Raw genomic sequence first — 18172 nt, 5'->3', positions numbered from 1 at the left:
GTTTCCGATCTTTTTCATGGCCACCAAAGACCTGTTTGCGCAGCCCGAACCCTCGCCGCAGCCGGCTTCCGCCGCGGAGCACGTCGCTGCGTTGCGCGCAGAGCTGCATCTGCACGCGCACCGTTACTACGTGCTCGACGAACCCACGATTCCCGATGCCGAGTACGACAAGCTGTTCAAAGAGTTGCAGGCGCTTGAGGCGGCTCATCCTGAACTGTTGACACCCGATTCGCCGACCCAGCGCGTAGGCGGCAAGCCACTGGACCAATTCGCCAGTGTGCGCCACAAGGTGCCCATGCTCAGCATTCGCACTGAAACTGACACCGAAGCTACAGGCGCCCAGAACTTCGACACCCGCGTGCGCAAGGAGTTGGGTCTGGTGGAATCCGACCCGCCTGTCGAATATGTCGCCGAACTCAAGTTCGATGGCCTGGCGATGAGCCTGCGTTATGAAAATGGCATCCTGGTGCAGGCTGCCACGCGCGGTGACGGTGAAGTCGGCGAAGACGTGACGCAGAACATCCGGACCATCAACCAGATTCCGCTTCGTTTGCCCAGCCGCAGCGACGGGCCGCCCCTAGCAAGGCTAGCCCCCTCGGGGGGCAGCGAAGCACATGAAATGGCGAGCGTGGGGGCCATTTTTCCGCCGCCGGTCATGGAAGTGCGCGGCGAGGTTTACATGCGCCGCGCCGACTTCGAAGCGCTCAACGAGAAGCAGCGCGAGAAGATCGCGCAAGGCGCCAAGGGTGAAAAAACCTTCGTCAATCCGCGCAACGCCGCAGCTGGCGGCGTGCGCCAGCTGGATCCAACGTTGGCCGCGCGGCGGCGCTTGAGTTTTTTTGCTTACGGTTTGGGGGATATCTCTCCGCCGGAAGAGGGCGGTCCGGCGTTCGAAACCCATTTTCAGCTCCTGCTAACACTCAAATCATGGGGTTTTCCGGTCGCAGCCCAAACGCAGCTTGCGCAAGGCGCTCCTGAATTAATAGCATTCCACCAGACCATGGGCAAGCAGCGCGACAGCCTGCCTTACGACATTGACGGTGTGGTCTACAAGGTCAACAGCCTGGCGCTGCAGAAAAAAATGGGCTTTGTCACGCGCGAGCCGCGCTGGGCCGTGGCGCACAAATACCCGGCGCAGGAGCAGCTCACCACCGTGCTGGCCATTGAGGTGCAGGTGGGCCGCACAGGCAAGCTGACGCCGGTTGCCAAGCTGGCACCGGTATTTGTGGGCGGTGTCACCGTGACCAACGCCACGCTGCACAACGAAGATGAAGCGCGCCGCAAGGACGTGCGCGTGGGCGATACCGTGATCGTGCGCCGCGCGGGTGACGTGATACCCGAAGTCGTCAGCGTGCTGCTCGACAAGCGGGTGCAGGATGCGCCGCAATTCACCATGCCGCACAAATGCCCGGTTTGCGGCTCCGACGCCGTGCGAGAAGAAGGTGAAGCCGATTACCGCTGCACCGGCGGACTTTTCTGCGGTGCCCAGCGCAAGGAAGCCATCCTGCATTACGCACACCGGCGCGCCGTCGAAGTCGAAGGCCTGGGCGACAAGCTGGTCGAGCAGCTGGTTGATGCCAACGTGATCCGTACCTTGCCCGATCTCTACAAACTGGGCCTGACGGCGCTCGCCAGCCTGGACCGCATGGCGGAGAAGTCTGCCAACAACTTGCTGGAAGCGCTTGAAAAGTCCAAGCAGACAACTTTGCCTCGCTTTTTGTTCGGCCTGGGCATACGGCACGTCGGCGAGGCGACGGCCAAGGAGCTGGCGCGCCATTTCGGCAAGCTGGACGCCATCATGGATGCCACCGAAGAGCAACTGCTGGAAGTCAGCGATGTGGGGCCGATCGTGGCGCAGAGTATTCGCACCTTCTTTGAGCAGGCGCACAACCGCGAAGTGGTCGAGCAACTGCGCGCCTGTGGCGTGGCCTGGGAGGAGGGCGAACCAGCTGCCCGGGCGCCCCAGCCGTTGTCGGGCAAGACTTTTGTCATCACCGGCACATTACCCACCTTGAGCCGCGACGAGGCCAAGGACAGGGTGGAGGCCGCAGGCGGCAAGGTGGCTGGCTCTGTCAGTAAAAAAACCGACTACGTGGTGGCCGGCGAAGAGGCTGGCAGCAAGCTGGTCAAGGCCCAAACACTGGGTGTTCCGGTCATCGACGAAGCGGCCTTGCTGGCCCTGCTGGCTGGCCCACCCGGATAGTTTCAGGCTCACGGGAGGCAACACACCCATGCAGGCATTCGAAAACCTCAACTCTGCGGACCTCCTGGACTCGCTCCTGAGCCTGTCTTCGGCGTTCGTCTTTGGCGCCTTGATCGGTTTTGAGCGCCAGTACCGGCAACGCACCGCAGGACTTCGCACCAACGTATTGGTGGCCGTAGGCGCCGCGATTTTTGTCGACATGGCGAATCGGCTGACCGGCGCGCAGGGCGCAGTGCATGTGGTGGCCTATGTGGTTTCGGGCATCGGCTTTCTGGGTGCCGGCGTGATCATGCGCGAGGAAGGCAATGTGCGCGGGCTCAACACGGCCGCCACCTTGTGGTGCTCGGGTGCTGTGGGCGCCTGCGCGGGCGCTGACCTGGTGGTGCAGGCAGGCATTGCCACGCTGTTCGTGCTGGCGGCCAATACCTTGCTGAGGCCCATCGTCAACCAGATCAACCGCTTGCCACTGGACGTGCAGTCGGCCGAGGTAACCAACTCGGTCTATGTGGTCACGAGCGGGGGGCATCAAAAAGAGGTGCTGGGTGCCCTGGAGAAATCGCTGGAGGAGCTGCACTATCCGACCAACGACCTCAAAGTGTCCGCCTTCGGCGAGGAAAGCGTGAAAATCCAGGCGACGCTGGTCGCCATTGCGGTGGACGGCCCCGCGATGGACCGCCTTGTCCGGCAGCTCGGTGAGTTGCCTGCGGTCAGCCAGGCTTACTGGAGCGCCAGCACCACGGAGTAGTGCATCACCGACGCGCCTTACATGGCGTTACCGGGGTTTGCACGCCGGACGTCACGCCAGGCGGCTACGCCAGACGTTGAAAAGACCTGTACACACAGGAGTTTTTCATGAATTACAAACGTTTATCTGCCTTGACAGGGGCCGCCGGTCTGGCTGTTTTGCTGTCTGGCTGCGTGGTGGCGCCGATTGCCCCACGTCCGGTGGCTGTTTACCCGGCCCGCCCTGTCTACGTGGAGCCGGCCCCCGTGGTGGTGGTTCCCGCGCCCGGCTATTACCGGGGTTGGGGCTATCGGCATTGGCGCTAAAACTTCCCCGATAAGGCCCTGCGCCACGATAATTGGCGCATGACCATTCGCGAAATCCTCAAAATGGGCGACCCGCGGCTGCTGCGCGTGGCTCAGCCCGTGACCGCCTTCGACACCGACGAGCTGCACCTGCTCATTGCCGACATGTTCGATACCATGCGCGCTGTCAACGGTGCCGGCCTGGCAGCCCCACAGATTGGGGTCGACCTGCAGTTGGTCATTTTTGGGACTGACACGGTCAACCCACGCTATCCCGATGCACCGGTAGTGCCCCGCACCGTCTTGCTGAACCCTTTGATCACGCCCCTGGGGCCTGAAGAAGAGGGCGGCTGGGAAGGCTGCCTTTCCGTACCCGGTCTGCGCGGCCTGGTCCCGCGCCTTTCGCGAATTCGCTACAGCGGCTTTGACCAGTACGGTGATGCGATTGAGCGTTCGGTGGACGGTTTTCACGCGCGAGTGGTGCAGCATGAGTGTGATCACCTGATTGGCAAGCTTTATCCCATGCGCATCCGCGACTTCAGCCAGTTTGGCTTTACCGAGGTGCTTTTCCCCGGACTGGACGCGTCGGACGACGACTGACCGCGGGAACGTCGAAGGGTACACTGAGGCTGATCGAGGGCTATTTCGCCCCGCCAGAGCGTGTTGTACGCAAGGAAAACTTCCGGATGTCGCACGCTCCCGTCTCGGGAGCAGTTTCCATCACCGGAGCTGCTTCGCCACCTCCCTACCAGCTGAAATTTGAAACCGTGAGCGGCAGCGGCGACGACCTGCAACTGCGTTCCTTGCTGGACCGCCAGCAATTCCATGATCCCCTCGGCGAGGCTGAACGCGAAGGCATTTCCTCGTCGGCTTGGCCTATATTCGGTTTGCTCTGGCCCTCGGGCCGTGTGCTGGCCCATGCCATGCTGACCTTTGAACTGGAAGGCAAGCGCATTCTGGAGCTCGGTTGCGGCCTGGCGCTAGCCAGCCTTGTTGTGCATCGCCGCGGTGGCGACATCACGGCGAGCGACTGTCATCCGCTGGCGGCGCAATTTCTGCTGGAAAACCTCAAACTCAACCACTTGCCTGCAATGAAATATCAGACGGGCAACTGGTCGCGCGCCAATCCGCTGCTGGAACGCTTTGACCTGATCATCGGCAGCGATGTGCTGTATGACCGTGGCCAGCCGGAGGTGTTGTCGCAGTTCATCGAGCTGCATGCGCTGCCGCACACCGAAGTGCTGATTGTCGATCCGGACCGCGGCAACCGGGCCAGCTTCAATCGAAAAATGGATGCACTGGGCTATTCGCGCACTGAGACGCGCGTGACCAAATTGCCGGCCGGCGGCAGCTACAAGGGGCGTCTGTTGCAATACCTGCGGAAACCAGTCGCCTGAAGCTTCAGGTATTGAGCGCTTCCAGGAGCTCCGTCTCGATCGCGATCTGTGCCTTGTTGTGCTGCAGCTCCGGTCCATCGATCAAAAATGTATCTTCCACGCGCTCGCCCAGGGTGCTGACCTTGGCGAGCTGCAGGTTGATGCGGTGACGGGCCAGCACCCGTGCGATGCGGTAGAGCAGCCCGACCCGGTCGCTGGCCGATACGCTGAGCAACCAGCGCTGGGCTTTTTCATCGGGTCGCAGGTCCACGCGCGGAGCGATCGGGAAACTCTTGACCCGGCGCGACACACGGCCTTTACTCGGAGGCGGCAGAGGCCCGGGGTTCTCGATGGTGCGATCCAGTTCGGCCTCCACCATGGCCGCCAGTTCGCGGTAGTGGTCGGCCAGCGTGGGGCTGACCACCTGGAAGGTGTCCAGCGCATAACCGTTTTTCGCCGTGTGGATCTTGGCGTCCAGGATGCTGAAGCCGGCTTCGTCAAAGTAGCCGCAGATGCGCGCAAACAGATCGGGCGCGTCGGGCGTGTAAACCAGCACCTGCATGCCTTCACCCGCCGACGAGCGGCGCGCGCGAACAATCGCCTTGGCCTTGCCCACATGCCGTGACAGCTGGCGTGCATGCCAGGCGATGTCGGAGGCCTCATGGCGCATGAAATAGCTGACATCCAGCGTATCCCACAGTGCCTTGTGCGCCTCGAAAGGTTCAGCGTGCAGGGCCAGCGTGGTCAGGGCTTCGCGCTTGCGGGCCTCCACTTCGGCATCCGCGTCGGGTGCGCGGCCACCCAGCACGCGCAGCGTGTAGCGGTACAGGTCTTCCAGCAGCTTGCCTTTCCAGGCGTTCCAGACCTTGGGGCTGGTGCCGCGGATGTCGGCCACCGTCAGCAGGTAGAGCGCTGTCAGATAGCGCTCGTTGCCCACGCGTTTGGCAAACGCGGCAATTACTTCGGGGTTGCTCAGGTCTTCCTTCTGGGCGATGCGGCTCATGCTCAGATGTTCGCCCACCAGGAATTCGATGAGTTTGGAGTCTTCGGCGCCAATACCATGCTGGCGGCAAAAAACGCGCACGTCCTTGCAACCCAGCTCGGAGTGGTCGCCGCCGCGGCCCTTGGCGATGTCGTGGAACAGCGCAGCGATGTAAAGAATCCAGGGCTTGTCCCAGCCGGCCGCGAGCTGCGAGCACATCGGGTATTCGTGCGAGTGCTCGGCCATGAAGAAACGCCGCACGTTGCGCAGAACCATCAGGATGTGCTGGTCCACCGTATAGACGTGGAACAGGTCGTGCTGCATCTGCCCGACGATCTTGCGGAAGATCCAGAGGTAGCGGCCCAGCACCGAGGTCTGGTTCATCAGCCGCATGGCATGCGTGATGCCCTCGGGCTGCTGAAGGATGCGCCGGAAGGTGTCGCGGTTGACCGGATCGCTGCGGAACTTGCTGTTCATCAGTCCGCGGGCGTTGTAGAGAGCGCGCAGCGTGCGCGCCGACAGGCCCTTGATGCCCACGGTTGTCTCGAATACCAAAAAGGTTTCCAGAATGGCGTGCGGTTCACGCGCATACAGGTCGTCGCTGACCACCTCCAGCATGCCGGCCTTGTCGAAAAACCGTTCGTTGATAGGCCGCAGCGGGTAGGTGTTGGGGTTGAGCCGCTCTTCGATATTGAGCAGCAGGATCTGGTTGAGCTGGGTGACCGCTTTGGCCGCCCAGTAGTAGCGTTTCATCACGGCCTCGCTGGCGCGGCGCGGCACTTTGCTGCCGTCGTCGGCCTCCGCAGAATAGCCAAAGGACTCGGCCACAGCGGTTTGCAGGTCAAACACCAGCCGGTCTTCGCGCCGCCCGGCGATCAGGTGCAGGCGGGCGCGTATCAGGCTCAGCAGCGCTTCGTTGGCCTTGATCTGCCGCACCTCGAAAGGCGTAGCCAGGCCATTGCGGGCCAGGTCGTCCCAGGATTTGCCCAGGCCGGCGGCGCGCGCCACCCACAAAATCACCTGCAGGTCGCGCAGTCCACCCGGGGATTCCTTGCAGTTGGGCTCGAGCGAGTAGGGCGTATTTTCGAATTTGTTGTGGCGCTGCCGCAGCTCCAGCGTCTTGGCCACGTAAAAGGCCTGCGGGTCCAGCACGACGGCCAGCCGGTTTTGCAGCTGCAGAAAATTCTTTTTGGACCCGGCGACCAGGCGGGCTTCAAGCAGCGAAGTTTGTACCGTGACGTCCTTGGCCGCTTCTTCGACACAACCGGAAATCGTCCGCACGCTGGAGCCAATTTCCAGGCCTACATCCCAGCAGGCGCCGATGAAACTCTCTACCTTGGCCTTGAGGGCCGGGTCGCCGTCGATGTTGGCGCTGTCCGGCAACAGCAGCAGCACGTCTACATCTGAATGAGGGAACAGCTCGCCGCGGCCGAACCCTCCTGCCGCGACCAGGCAGGCGGAAGCCGGAAAGCCGGCGCGCTGCCAGAGCAGCTGCAAGCTCGCATCGGCGTGGCGGGCGAATTTTTGCAGCAGGCTGTGGATGCCGCGGGATGACGCACCGCTGGCGGCCAGCGTGGCGAGAAGGGCCGCTTTCCCTGCCTTGTATTGCTCGCGGACCGGGGCCAGCTCGATCATCGCGGCGCTCGCAGGGTCAGAAAGTGCGCGGGGCGCCACCGTGCGCCTGGCTCAGGCACTGACAGCGGCTTGGGCAGGGCTGCTTTGCGGGACAAACGCCGGGATCGGCGGGCTGCCGGCGGACAGGGTCAGTACCTCATAGCCGGTTTCGGTCACCAAAATGGTGTGTTCCCACTGGGCGGACAAGGAATGGTCGCGTGTCACGATGCTCCAGCCGTCCTTCTCGGGGCCATCCTTGATGTCACGCTTGCCGGCATTGATCATGGGTTCGATGGTGAAGGTCATGCCCGGTGTGAGCTCTTCGAGCGTGCCGGGGCGGCCGTAGTGCAGCACTTGCGGCTCTTCGTGGAATTTTTGGCCAATTCCATGGCCGCAAAACTCGCGAACCACCGAAAACCCCTGTTTTTCGGCAAAAGTCTGGATCGCAAAACCGATATCGCCCAGCCTGACTCCGGGCTTGACGCGCATGATGCCCTGCCACATGGCTTCATAGGTCACATGGCAGAGCCGCTTGGCCGCAATGGAAGCTTCGCCCACCAGGTACATGCGGCTGTTGTCGCCGTGCCAGCCGTCCTTGGTGATGACAGTCACGTCAATATTGACAATGTCGCCTTTTTTCAACGGTTTGTCGTTGGGAATGCCATGGCAGACCTGGTGGTTGATGGAAGTGCACAGCGACTTGGGATAAGGCACATAACCGGGAGGGCCGTAACCCAGGGTGGCCGGAATGGTGCCCTGGACCTGGGTCATGTAGTCATGGGCCAACCGGTCTATTTCATTGGTGGTGACACCCGGCTTCACGAAGGGGGTGAGGTAGTCCAGCACCTCGGAAGCCAGCCTTCCCGCCAGGCGCATGCCTTCAATTCCTGCGGCATCTTTGTAAGTAATACTCATGGCCCTGATTATCCCACCGCTCCCGGGCACATGCATTTTCAGCATGGGACCAAGGGGCTTTGGTTCTGAACCGAATGTGGCCCGAAAGGATCGCAAAAGTGCCCGGGCGCACCGGCAGCAAACCGGGGAAGGCCTTCAGTCGCTGATAAAATTACGGGTTAACGCTAGCCCGTTAAACCCAACAGCCATGCGCTGCCCACCTCCCATTACAAGGCCACCGCTACCGTGACCCTGCACCTGACGACTTTTGAGGGCGAACCCCACGGGATCAGCGCCCTCAGCGATTTCCGCGTCCAGCAACTCCTTCCCCGCCTGCAAGCCATCCACGACAAGATCGTGGGCATCAGCGCCCGGTTTGTGCATCTGGTTGCCACGGAGGCACCGCCTTCAGACATCGTCAAGGGCCAGCTCTCAGCATTGCTTACCTATGGTGATCCTTGCACTGCAGGCGCCGGCAAAACCGATGATGCACTGACCTTTATTGTTTCGCCGCGCTTTGGCACCGTCTCCCCCTGGGCGTCAAAGGCCACGGACATCGCCCACAACTGCGGCCTGGCCGTCAAGCGCATCGAGCGCATCACCGAGTACCGCATTACCTTGAAAAGCGGCTTTTTCAGCAAAACGGCCCTGACGGATGCCCAGCGCGAGCAGGTCGCCGGCCTGCTGCACGACCGCATGACTGAAAGCGTGATGTTGGATCGCGCGCAGGCTGCCGGCCTCTTCACCGAATTGCAAGGTGCACCGCTACAGACCATCGACGTGCTCTCCGGTGGCAAAGCGGCCCTGGAAGCCGCCAATGCCGAGTTCGGCCTGGCACTGGCGGCCGATGAAATCGACTACCTGGTCAATGCCTTCTCTCAGCTCAAACGCAACCCGACCGATGTCGAGCTGATGATGTTCGCCCAGGCCAACAGCGAACATTGCCGCCACAAGATATTCAACGCCGACTTCACGATTGACGGCGTGCCCCAGGGCATCAGCCTGTTCGGCATGATCCGCAACACCGAAAAGCTGCACCCCCAGCACACGGTGGTGGCTTATTCGGACAACGCTTCGGTCATGGAAGGCTATAAAACTCAACGGTTTTACGCCAAAAATAGTGGCAAATTGCCCTCTGGCCCAACAGGAACAAGCGCGAGCAGCTATCAAACTTATAGCGCCACGGATGACGTGTTGATGCACGTGCTGATGAAGGTGGAGACGCACAACCACCCCACGGCGATTTCCCCGTTCCCGGGCGCTTCGACCGGCGCGGGCGGCGAAATTCGCGACGAAGGCGCCACCGGCCGCGGCTCCAAGCCCAAGGCGGGTCTCACGGGTTTCACCGTGTCCAGGCTGTTTGACGACGTTGCCACGTCTTACGGCAAGCCTGAACACATCGCCAGCGCGCTGCAAATCATGATCGAAGGCCCGCTGGGCGGCGCGGCCTTTAACAACGAGTTCGGCCGGCCCAACCTGAACGGCTACTTCCGCGAATACGAGCAAACCGTGGGCGGCCAGCGCTGGGGTTATCACAAGCCCATCATGATTGCGGGCGGCGTCGGCACGATTGACGCGGCACTCACCAAAAAGATCCTGTTTCCGGCCGGCACCTTGCTGATCCAGCTGGGCGGCCCCGGCATGCGTATCGGCATGGGCGGCAGCGCAGCCAGTTCCATGGCCTCGGGTGCCAACGCGGCCCAGCTCGACTTTGACTCGGTGCAGCGCGGCAACCCTGAAATCGAGCGCCGCGCGCAGGAAGTCATCAACCAGTGCGCCCAGCTGGGCGCGGCCAATCCGATCCTGGCGATCCACGACGTCGGCGCCGGTGGTTTGTCCAACGCCTTCCCTGAGCTGGTGAACGACGCCGGACGTGGCGCAAAGTTTGACCTGCGCGCCGTGCCGCTGGAAGAAAGCGGCCTCTCGCCCAAGGAAATCTGGAGCAACGAAAGCCAGGAGCGCTACGTGATGGCGATTGCGCCTGAGTCGCTGCCGCAGTTCCAGGCTTTTTGTGAGCGCGAGCGCTGCCCGTTTGCCGTGATCGGTGTTGTCACTGAAGAAAAACAACTGGTGCTGTCCGACAAGGACGCCGCCCCGCCAGTGGATATGCCGATGAATGTTCTCTTGGGCAAGCCGCCCAAGATGCACCGCGACGTGAAGTCCGTCAAACACACGATCAAGCCCATCGACCTGACGGGCGTTGACCTGCAGAAAAGCGCGATTGCCGTACTGAGCCACCCCACGGTTGCCTCCAAGCGCTTCCTGATCAGCATCGGCGACCGCACCGTGAGCGGCCTCACGCATCGTGACCAGATGGTCGGCCCCTGGCAGGTGCCGGTGGCCGATTGCGCCGTCACGCTGGCCGACTACAGCGGTTTTGCCGGCGAAGCCATGAGCATGGGCGAACGCACGCCGCTGGCCACCGTCAACGCGGCCGCCTCCGGTCGCATGGCAGTCGCTGAGGCCATCACCAACCTGCTGGCCGCGCCGATTGAGTTGCCGCGCGTCAAGCTGTCGGCCAACTGGATGGCCGCCTGCGGTGAACCCGGCCAGGATGCTGCACTGTATGAAACCGTCAAGGCCGTGGGCATGGAACTGTGTCCGGCGCTGGGCGTGTCGATTCCCGTCGGCAAGGATTCCTTGTCGATGCGTACCGTGTGGAGCGAAGGCGCTGACAGCAAGAAGGTGACTTCGCCGGTTTCGCTGATCGTGACTGCGTTCGCCACGCTGCCCGACGTGCGCGGCACACTCACGCCGCAGCTGAACCGTGATGAGGCCGACAGCACGCTGATCCTGATCGACCTGGGCAAAGGCCAGAACCGCATGGGCGGCTCTATCCTCGCGCAAACGCTGGACAAGGAAGAGGGCGACGTGCCCGACCTGGACGACCCGAAAGATCTCGTCAACCTTGTCAACGCCATCAATGCGCTGCGCAAAGAGGGCAAGCTCATGGCTTACCACGACCGCAGCGACGGCGGCCTGTTTGCTGCGGCCTGCGAAATGGGCTTTGCCGGCAATGTGGGCGTGTCGCTCAACATCGACATGCTGCTCGTCGAAGGCGACGGCATTTCCGACAGCCGCATGGACACCGGCGACAGCAAGAACTGGGCAAACCAGGTCGGCGCGCGCCGTGAAGAACTCACGCTCAAGGCGCTGTTCAACGAAGAGCTGGGCGCTGTCATCCAGGTGGCGACTTCCGCGCGCAACGAAGTCATGCAGACCCTGCGCGAGCACGGCCTCTCTAAATTCAGCCATTTCATCGGCAAGACCCGCCCGCAGCACGCTTCGCTGGAGGTCGGCAAGGGCGAGATCCAGGTCTGGCGCGACACCAAGGCTGTGTTCTCCGCCAAGCTGCAGGACCTGCACCAGGTCTGGGATTCGGTGAGCTGGAAGATCTGCCAGCAACGCGACAACCCTGACTGCGCCAATAGCGAACATGCGGCCGCCGGCAACCCCGCCGATCCGGGCCTGCATGTGGCGCTGACGTTCGAGCCCGCCAAAGTGCCGGTGGCCTCCGCGCTCAACCTCTCGGCGCGGCCGCGCGTGGCCGTGCTGCGCGAGCAGGGTGTGAACTCGCATGTAGAAATGGCCTATGTCTTCACCCAGGCCGGTTTTGAAGCCTGCGACGTGCACATGACCGACCTGCAAACCGGTCGCGCCAGGCTGGCCGACTTCAAGGGCATCGTGGCCTGCGGCGGTTTCAGCTACGGCGATACCTTGGGCGCCGGCGTAGGCTGGGCGCGCTCGGTCACCTTCAACCCGGTGCTGTCTGAAGAGTTCAAGGCCTTCTTCGCGCGGCAAGATACCTTCGGTTTAGGTGTGTGCAACGGCTGCCAGATGTTTGCCGAGCTGGCCGACATCATCCCGGGCGCCGAAGCCTGGCCGCGTTTTACCACCAACCGCAGCGAGCGCTTTGAAGCACGCCTGAGCATGGTCGAGGTGCTGGAATCCCCCAGCATCTTCCTGCAGGGCATGGCCGGCAGCCGCCTGCCGATCGCCGTCGCGCATGGCGAGGGCTATGCCAATTTTGCCTTCCGGGGCGATGCTTCCAAAGCGATTGCGGCAATGCGTTTCACCGACAACGATGGAAAACCGACTGAGGCCTATCCGGCCAACCCCAATGGCAGCGCCGGCGGCTTGACTGCCGTTACGACCGCCGACGGCCGGTTCACCGCCATGATGCCGCACCCCGAGCGCGTGTTCCGCAACATCCAGAAGAGCTGGACTTCGGGCGGCGCCAGCGAACACAGCCCGTGGATGAGCCTCTGGCACAACGCGCGCAAGTGGGTGGGTTGATCCTTGGGTGTTGACGCGGTACGGCGCATCTCCTACGTCGTTCCCTATGCGCTGGTTGCGCTGCTCGCCTGGCTGGGTAACCTGTCCTGGTGGGCTGTGGCAATGCTGGCTGGTGGCGGCATTTTTTCGTGGGACTGGCTTTGGGGCGACAGAAACCTGCTTGAGGCCGGTCACGGCCTGGCTTTGACCGCGGTGGGCATGCTGTGCCTGACGGCGTCTTTCTTTCTGGCACGCGGCTTGAATCTGTCGCTTGCGGAATTCCAGGAGCTTGCACGCGGTTTGCCGCGCAGGCACAACCTGCCTTATCTCTTGCCCGTCATTGGCGTTGGACTCACCCTTTATGGGCTTCTTGGCTGGAGCCGCGCCTGGCTTTTGCAGAGAGAAGAGCGCTGGTGATTTACCGGTGTGGCGGCGCCACCGCAGCGCCTTCAATGCCATGGCGCGCCAGCGCTGCCGCCACAAAGCCGGAAGCTTTCATTTCCTCGACGAACGCACCCAGGTAACGCGCACCGGCATCACGCCCTCTAGGCAGGCCCATGGCCTGGTTGATCACCATAAAGCGTCCCGGCAGCAAGCGCACGCCCGACACGCGTTTGGCGTCGGCCTCCAGTTGCTGCTTGACTCCCGCCGCCACTTCCACGTTTTGCGCGATCATCACATCGGTCACGGCGGGTGAGGTGGGAGCCTTGATCAGCTTCGCCGCCTTCAGCTCACGGGTCAGGTAGAGGTCATAGGCACTGCCGTTGCCGACCACAATGCGGTTGGCCGCCTGGTCCACCTCTTCATTGCGCCGGATCGGTGAGTCGTTTTTCACCAGGTAGGCACCTTCGATGATGACGTAGGGCGGCGTCTGCAGCATGTCGGCACCGCGCACCGGGTCAATGGCTACAAAAGCAATGTCCACCTGCGCATCCCTGACCGCCTCCACCACCTTGCCTGCGGAATTGAAGGTGACGAGTTCCACAGGCACACCGAGACGCCTGCCCAATTCGCGCGACAGATCCACCGAAACGCCCCGCGGCTCGCCGGTAGCGGGGTCTTTCACCGCCAGGATGGGATTGCCGAAGTTGATGGCTGCCTTGAGCTTGCCCGAAGGGGCCAATTCGGCGACAGAAGCCGGCGGCGCAGAGACACAACCCAGCAGCGCAAACGCAGCCAGCGCCAGCACGGCCAGTGCAACAAGCCACCACCATACGCCATAAGAGCTGCGCACCTGACCCAGGGACTGTTCCTCGCTCGCACGCGCTCCCGCGCCCTTGCCCGCGGCATCCACCACCGCGTCCATGGCTTCCTTGAGACCCAAGCCCGTCAGGTCCCGCAAGCGCCGTATCGCCTCTATCTTGTTGCCCTGATCGAGCACCTCTTGCACCTGCGCGGGCAGGGGTGTGCCAGCGGCGAATGCCTTTGGCGCAAATCCCACAGCCAGCGGTTCGCCGCGCATCGAGGCCTCCACCGCATCCTTCGCTTCCTGAAGGCCCAAACCTGTTAGGCTACGCAGCCGCTTAACCGCCTCTACCTTGTTGCCTTGGTCCAATGCTTCTTGCACCTGCGCGGGCAGGGCGGAAGGAGAATCGGGGTTGCTCATGCGGCGCCCGACTGCGCGGCGAATTGAGGGAAAACAAGGCGTTTGGACATGGGGTCTCCAGAAAAGTGTGAACCATTGGAGCGGTACCGGCTGCTCCGTCAATCGGGAAACACGCCTTTTTCAAGGCAGGCCCACCGGTCGCACATTGACCAGCATGGAAATAAAAACGCGGCCACATGGGCCGCGTTTACGAAGGCAGTTTGCCTGCGGCTTATTCCACCTTGGCTTTTTTGCGCAGTTCTTCCTGGAACGCCGCCAGCTTTTGCTGCTGCATTTGCTGGGCAATCTGCGGCTTCACTTCCTCAAACGAGGGTAGTTGGGCCGTACGGATGTCGTCTACGCGGATGACGTGGTAGCCGAACTGGGTTTTCACCGGGGTATCGGTGGTCTGGCCCTTATTGAGCTTGACCAGTGCCTCGGTGAATTCGGGCACATAGCTGGAAGGGTTGGCCCAATCCAGGTCGCCGCCCTTGGCACCGGATCCCGGGTCTTTGGACTTCTTCTTGGCGATGTCATCAAATTTGCCGCCCTTTTTCAGGCTGGCAATAATTTCCTTGGCCTCGGCTTCCTTTTCGACCAGGATGTGGCGGGCCTTGTATTCCTTGCCGCCATTGGCTTCGGCAAATTTGTCGTATTCGGCCTTCAGCTCGACATCGGTCACTGGATTCTTCTTCTGGTAGTCAGAAAACAGCTCGCGGATCAGGATGGTCTGGCGCGCCAGTTCCATTTGCACCTTGACGTCATCGCTGGAAGCGAGGCCCCGCTTTTCCGCTTCCTGCATGAACACTTCGCGCGCAATCACTTCTTCACGAAGCTGGCCTTCCATCTCAGGTGTTACTGGCCGCCCGGACTTGGCGACCTGCTGCGCCAGCGAGTCCAGGCGCGATTTGGGAACGGCCTTGCCATTGACGATGGCCACGTTTTGCGCCATGGCGCCATGTGCGCCCAGTGCCATCAGTGCCGCTACGGTGGTGCCGAGTAAAAAATGTTTCTTCATGATGTTTTTGTAGTCCTTTGGGTAATGCTTGAAAGCGTTTGGCAATGCGTGCTGACGTTGCCGTGGCTCTATGCCGAAATCCCCGGGGCAAATCGGCGCAGATTCAGGGTGACTCGATGACTTCAATTGCCAGGGCATGGAGGCCCTGATCAATGAAATTTTGCATTGCATCATACACAAGCCGGTGGCGCGCCACCCGGCTCTTGCCGGTAAAGAGCGGGCTGGCAATGCGGATGCGAAAGTGGGTGCCGTAGCCTTCCGCGTTGGCGCCTGAATGCCCGGCGTGGGCAGCGCTCTCGTCCAGAACCTCTAGTCGGGTGGGTTGAAGCTTCGCCTTGAGCTGCTGCTCGATCTCGTGGGTGCGCACGGGCAGGGCGCTGGAAACGCCGGCGTTCATGGTGTGGTGCCCGGTTTGATGTGCTTGTTCAGGTACACCGCCTGCGCCAGCACAAACACCACCATCAGGCCCAGGCCGCCAAACAGCTTGAAGTTGACCCAGGTGCTGGTGGAAAACGTGAAAGCCACCCAGAGATTGAGCAGGCCCATTACGGCAAAAAAACCAACCCAGCTGAAATTGACCACGCGCCAGATCGGGTCAGGCAAGTTCATTTGCGCGCCCATCAGCGATTTGATACCGTTTTTCTTCCACACCAGCTGTCCCAGCAGCAGCGCGCCGCCCATCACCCAGTACAGCACGGTAGGCTTCCATTTGATGAAGCTCTCGCTGTGGAAATAGATGGTGGCGCCGCCAAGCACCGTCACCAGCCCCAGGCTGATCCACAACATAGTGTCGACTTTCTTGCCGCTTACCTTGAGCCAGAGAATCTGGGCCAGCGTGGCAACGATCACAACCACGGTGGCCAACAGCACAGGCGCTTCAGCCGCACCCACCACACCCCCGGAAACCATAAAACCCAGCCACTCGGTGGCTGTAGCGGCGGCCCAGTCCTTGTTGCCTTCGGCGTACTTGAACATGCCGAAAAAAAGGGCGATCGGCAAAAAGTCGAAAAGAATTTTCATCTGTTGATTATCAGGGTTCAAGTTGGGGCCACGCGAGTACCAGCAGGGGGCCGCGGAACCGGCTTTGCCGGGCCGCAGGCGCAGCGCCCCCTCGGGGGGCAGCGAAGTACACGAAGTGACAAGCGTGGGGGCCTTATTTCTTCTTGAAGTCAAGGGAAGCGGAGTTCATGCAATAGCGCAGGCCTGTGGGAGACGGGCCATCGGGGAACACATGGCCCAGATGCGCACCGCAGCTGGCGCACACGGTTTCGGTGCGCACCATGCCGTGCTTGCGGTCCACAATTTCCTCGATCGCACCCGGCACGGCTTCTTCTGAAAAGCTGGGCCAGCCGCAACCCGCATCGAATTTGGTTTCCGACTCGAACAGCTTGGCACCGCAGCAGATGCAGTGGTAGCTGCCATCAGCCCATACCGCTTCATATTTTCCAGTGTAGGGGCGCTCGGTGGCGGCGTGCCGCGTGACTTCAAAGGCCGCAGGCTCGGCGCCTTTTTCGGCCAGCAGGGCCTTCCATTCAGCATCGGTTTTCTGGATCTTGGTGCTCATGTCTTTGTCCTGGCGTGAAGGGTGGATGTTGCCGGCGATGTTACGAACTGCAACTGATTTCAATGGATGAGGCCCAGTCTGGGGGGAAATCCGCAAAGCTCTCGTGCCCCGGATGCTCATCAAATGGGGCCTGCAGCAAGGCAAGCAAGGTATCGACCCCGGAAAAGTCTTTTAGTTTCGCAGCGCGTATGGCTTGTTCGCCCAAATGGTTGCGCAGCACGAATTTTGGGTTATTTTTCAGCATCAAATCGGCCCGAAACCCTTGATCCACGTGCGCAAGGCGCTCTGAATACTGTAGCGCCCATGCGTTGAAGGATTCCCGGTCAAAGAACAGGTCACGCAGGGGTTCATGGCCGCTTTGTGCCGTGAAGCCATTCAGGCGCCGCCAGAAGATGGTGTAGTCCACCTTGTTGGCGGCCAACAGTTTGAAGGTGTTGTCCACCAGAGTCTTGTCGTCGGGCTGCTCGTCCGCCAGGCCAAGTTTGCTGCGCATTCGGGCCTGCAATGCCTCAGGGAACACGGTTTTGTAGGGTTCCAGGGCTGCAAGCGCCTGCTCCTGGTCTTCAATCAGCGGAAGCAACGCCTGTCCCAGGCAGAACAGGTTCCAGTAGGCCATGTTCGGCTGCTTGTTATAGGCGTAACGGCCCTGGGTGTCCGAATGGTTGCAGATGTGGCCGGGATCAAACGCATCGAGAAACTGGAACGGGCCATAGTCAATGGTTAGCCCCAGGATGCTCATGTTGTCGGTATTCATGACGCCATGGCAAAAGCCTGCAGCCTGCCACGCAGCCATAAGGTGCGCGGTCTTTTCGCTGACGGCCTCCAGCAGCGCCGCATAAGGTTGTTTTGCTTCGCGGCAGGCAGGGTAAAACCGGTCGATGACATAGTCGGCCAGTACCTTCAGCTGCGCATGCTGGTCGTTGTAACTGAAATGCTCAAAATGGCCGAAGCGAATGAAGCTTGGCGCGGTGCGGGTCACCACGGCGGCGGTCTCGATCTCCTCGCGCCGTACGGCCGCATCGGAGCCGGTAACGCACAGCGCCCGCGTGGTCGGAATGCCCAGGCCATGCATCGCTTCCGAGCACAAAAATTCGCGAATCGAGCTGCGCAGTACAGCCCGGCCATCGCCCATGCGGGAGTAGGGTGTTTTGCCGGCGCCTTTGAGCTGGATTTCCTGTGGCCCGCGCGGAGTATTGATTTCGCCCAGCAACAAGGCACGGCCGTCACCGAGCTGCCCGGCCCAGACGCCAAACTGGTGACCGCTGTAGACGCTGGCCAACGGCTCGGAGCCGGGCAAGACGCTATTGCCGGTCAAGGCTTCCAGGGCAGCCTGCGATTCAAGCCATTCTGCGCCCAGTCCCAGCTCATGCGCCAGGCTGCGGCTGCGGCCAACCCAATAAGGGTCCGGCAGTGACTGCGGCCGCAAGCGGGTGTAGAAGTCGCCACCCAGTTGGGCGAAGCTGTTGTTCCAGGTCAGCGAGGTGCCGGCAGAAGGGTCCGCAGTGTCGGGCGCCGGAAGGTTTGCAGAAGTCATCGGCAAATTGTCCCCTACCTGACATGAACCCGTGATTTCACGGGCAATCCCGCATGACCGTCATGTTGTGCTGCGGCATGATGACCGCTTGCCAACCG

Annotated in this window: 15 protein-coding genes; 7 read left to right on the top strand and 8 right to left on the bottom strand. The window is 61.6% G+C overall.

The window, feature by feature from the left end; translation table 11 throughout:
• Positions 1–16 precede the first annotated feature (16 nt).
• From ligA to AC1DYR_RS09945, 5 genes are all read left to right on the top strand, one after another.
• Positions 17–2203 carry an NAD-dependent DNA ligase LigA gene (gene ligA / locus AC1DYR_RS09965; protein ID WP_477704969.1) on the top strand — a complete coding sequence of 729 codons (2187 nt, stop codon included), beginning with the start codon at positions 17–19 and terminating at the stop codon, positions 2201–2203.
• A 28-nt stretch (positions 2204–2231) separates the two neighbouring features.
• Positions 2232–2948, top strand: coding sequence for an MgtC/SapB family protein (locus AC1DYR_RS09960; RefSeq protein WP_457280840.1), 717 nt, complete (start codon positions 2232–2234; stop codon positions 2946–2948).
• Between the two features lie 107 nt (positions 2949–3055).
• The gene (locus AC1DYR_RS09955; protein ID WP_477665993.1) at positions 3056–3253 is read left to right on the top strand and encodes a hypothetical protein; all 198 of its coding nucleotides are present in this window, start codon (positions 3056–3058) and stop codon (positions 3251–3253) included.
• Between the two features lie 39 nt (positions 3254–3292).
• On the top strand, positions 3293–3832 hold the full coding sequence (gene def / locus AC1DYR_RS09950; protein ID WP_457280842.1) for a peptide deformylase: 540 nt from the start codon (positions 3293–3295) through the stop codon (positions 3830–3832).
• Positions 3833–3918: 86 nt separating this feature from the next.
• On the top strand, positions 3919–4629 hold the full coding sequence (locus AC1DYR_RS09945) for a class I SAM-dependent methyltransferase (RefSeq protein ID WP_477665994.1): 711 nt from the start codon (positions 3919–3921) through the stop codon (positions 4627–4629).
• Positions 4630–4633: 4 nt separating this feature from the next.
• Here the strand turns inward: AC1DYR_RS09945 and AC1DYR_RS09940 are convergent, their stop codons facing one another.
• Both AC1DYR_RS09940 and map read right to left on the bottom strand, forming a co-directional pair.
• Positions 4634–7225 (bottom strand): [protein-PII] uridylyltransferase, encoded by a 2592-nt coding sequence (locus tag AC1DYR_RS09940; protein ID WP_477704968.1) that lies wholly within the window; start codon positions 7223–7225, stop codon positions 4634–4636.
• Positions 7226–7276: 51 nt separating this feature from the next.
• A complete protein-coding gene (gene map / locus AC1DYR_RS09935) occupies positions 7277–8119 on the bottom strand; it encodes a type I methionyl aminopeptidase (protein ID WP_457280845.1) in 843 nt (280 codons plus the stop codon).
• A gap of 225 nt (positions 8120–8344) precedes the next feature.
• Here map and purL point away from each other — a divergent pair, with 225 nt between their 5' ends.
• Together purL and AC1DYR_RS09925 are read left to right on the top strand one after the other, a co-directional pair.
• A complete protein-coding gene (purL, locus tag AC1DYR_RS09930; RefSeq protein ID WP_477704967.1) occupies positions 8345–12394 on the top strand; it encodes a phosphoribosylformylglycinamidine synthase in 4050 nt (1349 codons plus the stop codon).
• Positions 12395–12397: 3 nt separating this feature from the next.
• Entirely contained in the window at positions 12398–12790 is a 393-nt protein-coding gene (locus AC1DYR_RS09925) for a hypothetical protein (RefSeq protein WP_477704966.1), read from the top strand.
• Between the two features lies 1 nt (position 12791).
• Here the strand turns inward: AC1DYR_RS09925 and AC1DYR_RS09920 are convergent, their stop codons facing one another.
• The 6 genes from AC1DYR_RS09920 to AC1DYR_RS09895 all read right to left on the bottom strand — a co-directional run bounded on the left by AC1DYR_RS09920 (position 12792) and on the right by AC1DYR_RS09895 (position 18074).
• The gene (locus AC1DYR_RS09920; RefSeq protein ID WP_477704965.1) at positions 12792–13979 is read right to left on the bottom strand and encodes a ribosomal protein L7/L12; all 1188 of its coding nucleotides are present in this window, start codon (positions 13977–13979) and stop codon (positions 12792–12794) included.
• Between the two features lie 211 nt (positions 13980–14190).
• Entirely contained in the window at positions 14191–14976 is a 786-nt protein-coding gene (locus tag AC1DYR_RS09915; protein ID WP_477704964.1) for a peptidylprolyl isomerase, read from the bottom strand.
• Positions 14977–15079: 103 nt separating this feature from the next.
• Complete coding sequence (locus tag AC1DYR_RS09910) at positions 15080–15373, bottom strand: BolA family protein (protein WP_477704963.1); 294 nt, start codon at positions 15371–15373, stop codon at positions 15080–15082.
• Positions 15370–15996, bottom strand: coding sequence for a septation protein A (locus AC1DYR_RS09905; protein WP_477704962.1), 627 nt, complete (start codon positions 15994–15996; stop codon positions 15370–15372). The genes AC1DYR_RS09910 and AC1DYR_RS09905 overlap by 4 nt, the downstream gene beginning before the upstream one ends.
• A 133-nt stretch (positions 15997–16129) precedes the next feature.
• Positions 16130–16540, bottom strand: a complete 411-nt coding sequence (gene msrB / locus AC1DYR_RS09900; protein ID WP_477704961.1) for a peptide-methionine (R)-S-oxide reductase MsrB — start codon at positions 16538–16540, stop codon at positions 16130–16132.
• A gap of 40 nt (positions 16541–16580) precedes the next feature.
• Entirely contained in the window at positions 16581–18074 is a 1494-nt protein-coding gene (locus tag AC1DYR_RS09895) for a protein adenylyltransferase SelO (RefSeq protein WP_477704960.1), read from the bottom strand.
• Between the last annotated feature and the right edge of the window lie 98 nt (positions 18075–18172).

This window comes from Polaromonas sp. P1_F9, from assembly GCF_056405615.1.
Note: the sequence above shows the minus strand (reverse complement) of the source record. Positions and strands in the feature narration are given on the sequence as shown.

What these genes read in the sequence shown, in the direction of transcription:
- AC1DYR_RS09955 (WP_477665993.1), top strand. Translation starts at nt 3,056, where the DNA reads ATGAATTACAAACGTTTATCTGCCTTGACAGGGGCCGCCGGTCTGGCT.
- msrB (WP_477704961.1), bottom strand. Translation starts at nt 16,540, where the DNA reads ATGAGCACCAAGATCCAGAAAACCGATGCTGAATGGAAGGCCCTGCTG.
- AC1DYR_RS09940 (WP_477704968.1), bottom strand. Translation starts at nt 7,225, where the DNA reads ATGATCGAGCTGGCCCCGGTCCGCGAGCAATACAAGGCAGGGAAAGCG.
- AC1DYR_RS09945 (WP_477665994.1), top strand. Translation starts at nt 3,919, where the DNA reads ATGTCGCACGCTCCCGTCTCGGGAGCAGTTTCCATCACCGGAGCTGCT.
- AC1DYR_RS09915 (WP_477704964.1), bottom strand. Translation starts at nt 14,976, where the DNA reads ATGAAGAAACATTTTTTACTCGGCACCACCGTAGCGGCACTGATGGCA.
- map (WP_457280845.1), bottom strand. Translation starts at nt 8,119, where the DNA reads ATGAGTATTACTTACAAAGATGCCGCAGGAATTGAAGGCATGCGCCTG.
- ligA (WP_477704969.1), top strand. Translation starts at nt 17, where the DNA reads ATGGCCACCAAAGACCTGTTTGCGCAGCCCGAACCCTCGCCGCAGCCG.
- AC1DYR_RS09910 (WP_477704963.1), bottom strand. Translation starts at nt 15,373, where the DNA reads ATGAACGCCGGCGTTTCCAGCGCCCTGCCCGTGCGCACCCACGAGATC.
- AC1DYR_RS09920 (WP_477704965.1), bottom strand. Translation starts at nt 13,979, where the DNA reads ATGAGCAACCCCGATTCTCCTTCCGCCCTGCCCGCGCAGGTGCAAGAA.
- def (WP_457280842.1), top strand. Translation starts at nt 3,293, where the DNA reads ATGACCATTCGCGAAATCCTCAAAATGGGCGACCCGCGGCTGCTGCGC.
- AC1DYR_RS09905 (WP_477704962.1), bottom strand. Translation starts at nt 15,996, where the DNA reads ATGAAAATTCTTTTCGACTTTTTGCCGATCGCCCTTTTTTTCGGCATG.
- AC1DYR_RS09895 (WP_477704960.1), bottom strand. Translation starts at nt 18,074, where the DNA reads ATGACTTCTGCAAACCTTCCGGCGCCCGACACTGCGGACCCTTCTGCC.
- AC1DYR_RS09960 (WP_457280840.1), top strand. Translation starts at nt 2,232, where the DNA reads ATGCAGGCATTCGAAAACCTCAACTCTGCGGACCTCCTGGACTCGCTC.